This is a genomic window from Kitasatospora sp. DSM 101779 (assembly GCF_025655475.1).
Taxonomy (GTDB): Bacteria; Actinomycetota; Actinomycetes; order Streptomycetales; family Streptomycetaceae; genus Kitasatospora.
The window spans coordinates 2,907,709-2,913,708 of sequence record NZ_JAHTIK010000001.1; the positions used below are offsets into that span (position 1 = coordinate 2,907,709).

Annotated in this window: 3 protein-coding genes; 1 reads left to right on the top strand and 2 read right to left on the bottom strand. The window is 76.6% G+C overall.

Features of this window, described 5'->3' with window-relative positions:
• Positions 1-123: 123 nt before the first annotated feature.
• Together KSNIM_RS13335 and KSNIM_RS13340 are read right to left on the bottom strand one after the other, a co-directional pair.
• Positions 124-318 (bottom strand): DUF3046 domain-containing protein, encoded by a 195-nt coding sequence (locus KSNIM_RS13335; RefSeq protein ID WP_263103448.1) that lies wholly within the window; start codon positions 316-318, stop codon positions 124-126.
• Positions 319-394: 76 nt separating this feature from the next.
• Positions 395-1,897 carry a S8 family peptidase gene (locus KSNIM_RS13340; protein ID WP_263103449.1) on the bottom strand — a complete coding sequence of 501 codons (1,503 nt, stop codon included), beginning with the start codon at positions 1,895-1,897 and terminating at the stop codon, positions 395-397.
• A 202-nt stretch (positions 1,898-2,099) separates the two neighbouring features.
• Here KSNIM_RS13340 and KSNIM_RS13345 point away from each other — a divergent pair.
• On the top strand, positions 2,100-6,000 hold a 3,901-nt coding region (locus KSNIM_RS13345), incomplete at its 3' end, for an ATP-dependent helicase (protein ID WP_263103450.1).

Genomic DNA, 6,000 nt, shown 5'->3' on the forward strand with positions numbered 1-6,000 from the left:
GGGTCGCCCCTCCGGGGCCGCGGGCACCTGGCTGCTCTGCTCTGGGCTGCTGTCCACCCGCCCAGTCTCGCCCATCGGACGGACGGGCCTTCGGGAATTCCGGCCGGGGCGCCGCGGCGCCGGTCAGCGCAGCCGGGCGGGGACCCCCTGGTTGCCGCAGACCACCCGCCAGACGTCCTTGGCCTCCCAGCCGCCGTCCAGCGCCTGGAGCACCGTCCGGCCGCCGAGCTCGCTCATCACGTGGTCCCGCGCGAACGACTCCGCGTACGCCTCGCCGAAGTGCTCGTGCATCCGTCGCCAGAACTCGGTCAGCCTCATGGCCCCAGTATCCCCGAGCCGGGCAGGCGCCGGCCGGGGCCCGGCGGGGTCCCGCGCGCGTCCGGCGGCCCGGGCCTCAGGGCAGCGCGAGCAGGCCGGCGCCGAAGAACCTGCGGTCGCCGCAGGTGTCCGGTCCGGTCGGGCAGTTGGCGGCGGCGGCCGACTCCAGTTCGTCGGTGATCCGCCCGGCCCCCCAGCCGGGGTGCTCGGCGGCGACCACCGCGACGGCTCCGGTGACGTGCGCGGCGGCCATCGAGGTGCCGGCGAGCGCCGCGTAGCGGTCGCCCGGCCAGTCGGAGACGATCGCACCGTCCACCCCGCCGTCGGGGTCGCCACCGGGTGCGGCGATGGTGACGCCGCCGTAGTTGGTGTAGCCGGCCGGCACCCCGGAGCGGTCGACGGCGCTGACGGTGACCACGCCCGGCAGCTCCCCCGGCAGCCGAATGCACTCGGTGCCGAGGTGGCGGTCCTGCGGCGGTCCCGAGGTGCGGTCGTTGGGGCTGCGCAGGTCGTCCCGGTCGGCGGCGAGGTCCTGGCCGTCGTTGCCGGCCGAGGCGACGACCACGGAGCCGCGCTTCTGGGCGTAGGAAACGGCCCGGGCGACGGCCTGGGTGATCGCGGCCTGGTCCGGGTCCTCGGGGCAGTTGTACTTCCAGGGGTCGGCGAAGTAGCTGTCGTTGATCGCGCGGGCGCCGTGGTCGGCGGCCCAGAGCATGCCGCAGACGATGTTCTCGGCGTAGTACTGGCCGAGCGGGCCGAGCAGCCGCACGGCGGCGATCCGGACGCCGGGGGCGACGCCGGTGACGCCTCGGCCGTCCCGGGCGGCGCCGACGATGCCGGCCACGTGGGTGCCGTGGCCGCTCTCGGAGACGCCCTCGTCGGGCCGCCAGGCGCCGTAGCGGGCGTCCGGGCGGCCGTCGGCACAGGAGACCGAGGCCTGCGGGTCGACCGCGTCCCGCAGGTCGGGGTGGGTGTCGTCGACGCCGGAGTCGAGCACGGCGACGAGCACCCCGCGCAGTGCCGCGGCGGTCGGCGCGGACGCGGCCGCGGCGCGGTCCGCGGCGGTGCGCAGCAGTGCGTCGGAGGCGGACGGCGGGTCGCCCGCGCCGATCATGGCGAGGTTCCAGTCGTCCTGCTCGGCGGGGTCGGAGAGGCTGCCCTGGGCGGTGTCGGCGGCGGCCGCGGCCTCGTTGCCGGGACGGAAGTCGGCGCCGGCGAGCGGGCCGGGCGGGCTCGGCACGGTGGCGGTGCGGGTGGCCCCGACGGCGGCGATGCCGGGCCGCTCGCGCAGCCGCTGGGCGAAGCCTCCGGAGGCGTAGGCGAGCACCGCGCCGATCTGGGGGTAGCCCTGGACGACCCGTCCGCCGGCGGCCCGGGCCTCCGCGGCGGCGAGCGAGGCGCCCTCGGCGTCCTGCCGCTCGGCGAGCACCAGGTAGCTGAGGTAGGCGCGGCCGGCGCCGGAGACGTACGGGACGGCGCCGCCGACGACCAGGGCGACGAGCAGCATCGCCAGCAGCAGCTGGAGGAGCCGGCGGGGGCCGCGGACGGGGCGGCCGGTCGCCGGGGCGCCCGGTTCCATGGCGACCTCCGCTCTCCGCAGGACCGGGCGCGGGGCGGCCGGGCCTGGTGGTGGAGTCCTCCTCCCGGGGCACGCGGCTCCGGAAAGTGTGACTGAATCTTCACCATATGAGCGGAATGTCCGGTTCTGCTTGCTGGGCTGCGGCAGACGGACGGCCCGTCGGTGCCCCCGCCCTGTCAGTGGCACCGGGCACCATGGGGGCATGGCGCAGCACAGCCCCTCGGACGCCCTCGCCGGATTCGCCCCGGCGACCAGGGCCTGGTTCACCGGCGCCTTCACCGCGCCCACCGCCGCCCAGGCCGAGGCCTGGGCCGCGATCGGCCGGGGGACGGACGTCCTGGTCGTCGCCCCCACCGGCTCCGGCAAGACCCTGGCGGCCTTCCTCTCCGCGCTGGACGGGCTCGCCTCCACCCCGCCGCCGGCCGACCCGAAGCGCCGCTGCCGGGTGCTCTACATCTCGCCGCTGAAGGCCCTCGCGGTGGACGTCGAGCGCAACCTCCGCGCCCCGCTCACCGGCCTGCGCCAGGCCGCCGTCCGACTCGGCCTCCCCGAGCCGGAGATCGAGGTCGGCATCCGCTCCGGCGACACCCCCGCCGCCGACCGGCGCCGCTTCGCCTCGCACCCGCCGGACATCCTCATCACCACCCCCGAGTCGCTCTTCCTGCTGCTCACCTCGGCCGCCCGGGACGCACTGCGCGGCATCGACACGGTGATCCTCGACGAGGTGCACGCGGTCGCCGGAACCAAGCGCGGCGCCCACCTCGCGCTCAGCCTGGAGCGGCTGGACGCGCTGCTGGACGCGCCGGCCCGCCGGATCGGCCTGTCCGCCACCGTCCGGCCGGTCGACGAGGTCGCCCGCTTCCTGAGCCCGCAGCGCGGCGCCGTCGTCGTCCAGCCGCCGGCCGCGAAGGAGTTCGACCTGTCGGTGGTCGTCCCGGTCGCCGACCTCGACGAACTGCCCGCGGCCGGCGACGACGACCCGTCCCGGCAAGCCTCGATCTGGCCGCACGTCGAGGAGCGCATCGTCGACCTCGTCCAGGCGCACCGCTCGACCATCGTCTTCGCCAACTCCCGCCGCCTCGCCGAGCGCCTCTGCAACCGGCTGAACGAGATCGCCCACGAGCGGGCCACCGGCGAGCCGCTGCCCGGGGCCCACGCCCCCGCCCAGCTGATGGGCGGCTCCGGCGCCGCCGGCGGCGCCCCGCCGCTGCTCGCCCGCGCCCACCACGGCTCGGTCTCCAAGGAGCAGCGCGCCCAGGTCGAGGAGGATCTCAAGGCCGGCCGGCTGCCCGCCGTGGTCGCCACCTCCAGCCTGGAGCTCGGCATCGACATGGGCGCCGTCGAGCTGGTCGTCCAGGTCGAGTCCCCGCCCTCGGTCGCCTCCGGGCTGCAGCGCGTCGGCCGGGCCGGCCACCAGGTCGGCGCGGTCTCCACCGGCGTCGTCTTCCCCAAGTACCGCGGCGACCTGGTGCAGTCCGCCGTCGTCACCGAGCGGATGCGCGCCGGCCGGATCGAGGCGCTGCGGATCCCCCGCAACCCGCTGGACGTCCTCGCCCAGCAGCTGGTCGCCCTCACCGCCCTGGACACCTGGGACGTCGACGAGCTGCTCGCCCTCGTCCGCCGGGCCGCCCCCTTCGCCTCCCTGCCGCAGTCCGCGTTCGACGGCGTCCTCGACATGCTCGCCGGGCGGTACCCGTCCGACGCCTTCGCCGAGCTCCGCCCCCGCCTGGTGTGGGACCGCGTCGCCGGCACCGTCACCGGCCGGCCCGGCGCCCAGCGGCTCGCCGTCACCTCCGGCGGCACCATCCCCGACCGCGGCCTGTTCGGCGTCTTCATCGCCGGCACCACTGGCGCCGATTCGAAGACGGGGAAGAAGGGCGGCGGCCGGGTCGGCGAGCTCGACGAGGAGATGGTCTACGAGTCCCGGGTCGGCGACGTCTTCACCCTGGGCACCACCTCCTGGCGGATCGAGGACATCACCCACGACAAGGTCCTCGTCACCCCCGCCCCCGGGGTGCCCGGACGGCTGCCCTTCTGGAAGGGCGACACCCTCGGCCGCCCGCTCGAACTCGGCCGCGCCGTCGGCGCTTTCGTCCGCGAACTCGGCTCGCTCCCGCCGGAGGCGGCCACCGAGCGGCTCAGGGCCGCCGGCCTCGACGACTGGGCCGCCGGCAATCTGCTCACCTACCTCGCCGAGCAGCGCGCCGCCTGCGGCCACCTGCCGGACGACCGCACCATCGTCGTCGAACGCTTCCGCGACGAGCTCGGCGACTGGCGGATCGTCGTCCACTCCCCCTTCGGCGCCCAGGTGCACGCCCCCTGGGCGCTCGCCCTCGGCGCCCGGCTGCGCGAGAAGCACGGCCTCGACCCGCAGGTCATGCACGCCGACGACGGCATCGTGCTGCGGCTGCCCGACGCCGACCTGCTGGACTTCCCCTCCCCCGACGCGCCGCCCGCCGAGGAGGCCCCGGTCGGCGCGGACGCCGCGCTCTTCGACAGCGCCGAGATCGAACAGCTCGTCACCGACCAGGTCGGCGGCTCCGCGCTGTTCGCCTCCCGCTTCCGCGAGTGCGCCGGCCGGGCCCTGCTGCTGCCCCGCCGCAGCCCCGGCCGCCGCACCCCGCTCTGGCAGCAGCGCCAGCGCGCCTCCCAACTGCTGGAGGTCGCCGCCGAGTACGGCTCCTTCCCGATCGTGCTGGAGGCCGTCCGCGAGTGCCTGCAGGACGTCTTCGACGTGCCCGGCCTGGTCGAGCTCATGGGCGACCTGGAGTCCCGCGCCGTCCGCCTGGTCGAGGTCACCACCCCCGAGCCCTCGCCCTTCGCCCGCTCGCTGCTCTTCGGCTACGTCGCCCAGTTCCTCTACGAGGGGGACTCCCCGCTCGCCGAGCGCCGCGCCGCCGCGCTCTCCCTCGACTCCCGCCTGCTGTCCGAACTGCTCGGCCAGGCCGAGCTGCGCGAACTCCTCGACCCGGAGGTGCTCGCCCAGCTGGAGGCCGAACTCCAGCGCCTCACCCCGGAGCGGCGGATCAAGGACGCCGAGGGCGTCGCCGACGCGCTGCGGCTGCTCGGCCCGCTCTCCGAGGCCGAGCTCACCGCCCGCGGCGCCGAGCCGCTCTGGGCGCTGGAGCTGGAGTCCGCCCGCCGGGCCATCCAGGTCCGCGTCGGCGGGGAGCTGCGCTGGGCCGCGATCGAGGACGCCGGCCGGCTCCGCGACGCCCTCGGCACCCCCCTGCCGGTCGGCGTCCCCGAGGCCTTCACCGAGCCGGTCAAGGACCCGCTCGGCGATCTGCTCGCCCGCTACGCGCGCACCCACGGCCCGTTCACCGCCCCCGAGGTCGCCGTCCGCTTCGGCCTCGGCACCGCCGTCGTCACCGGCACCCTGCACCGGCTCACCGCCGCCGGCCGCCTCGTCCAGGGCGAGTTCCGGCCGATCGAGGGCCACACCGCCACCGTCGAGTGGTGCGACGCCGAGGTGCTGCGCCGGCTGCGCCGCCGCTCACTCGCCGCTCTCCGCCAGGAGGTCGAGCCGGTACCGCCCCGCTCGCTGGCCGCCTTCCTCCCCCAGTGGCAGCACCTCGCCGGGCACCGGCTGCGCGGCCTCGACGGCCTCTACCGGGTGGTCGAGCAGCTCCAGGGCACCGCACTGCCCGCCTCCGCCCTGGAGAAGCTGATCCTGCCGGCCCGGCTGGGCGACTTCACCCCGGAGATGCTCAACGAGCTGATGGTCGCCGGCGAGGTCGGCTGGGCCGGCGCGGGCGCCCTGCCCGGCAAGGACGGCTGGATCAGCCTCCACCTCGCCGAGAACGCCCACCTGCTGCGTCCCGATCCGGTGCCGCCCGCCCTCACCCCCGTCCACACCGAGCTGTTGGAGGCCCTCGCCGGCGGCTACGGCCTGCTCTTCCGCCAGCTCGCCGACCGGCAGCCGGACACCCCCGAGACCGCCCTCGCCGACGCCCTCTGGGACTTGGTCTGGGCGGGGTACGTCACCAACGACTCGCTGGCCCCGCTGCGCGCGCTGCTCGGCTCCGGCCGCACCGCCGGGTCGACGGCGCACCGGGCGCCGCGGGCCACCCCGCGCGGCCGTTTCGGCGGCGCCGGCCGGG

Coding starts and splice junctions, on each gene's coding strand:
- KSNIM_RS13335 (WP_263103448.1), bottom strand. CDS start 318: ATGAGGCTGACCGAGTTCTGGCGACGGATGCACGAGCACTTCGGCGAG.
- KSNIM_RS13340 (WP_263103449.1), bottom strand. CDS start 1,897: ATGGAACCGGGCGCCCCGGCGACCGGCCGCCCCGTCCGCGGCCCCCGC.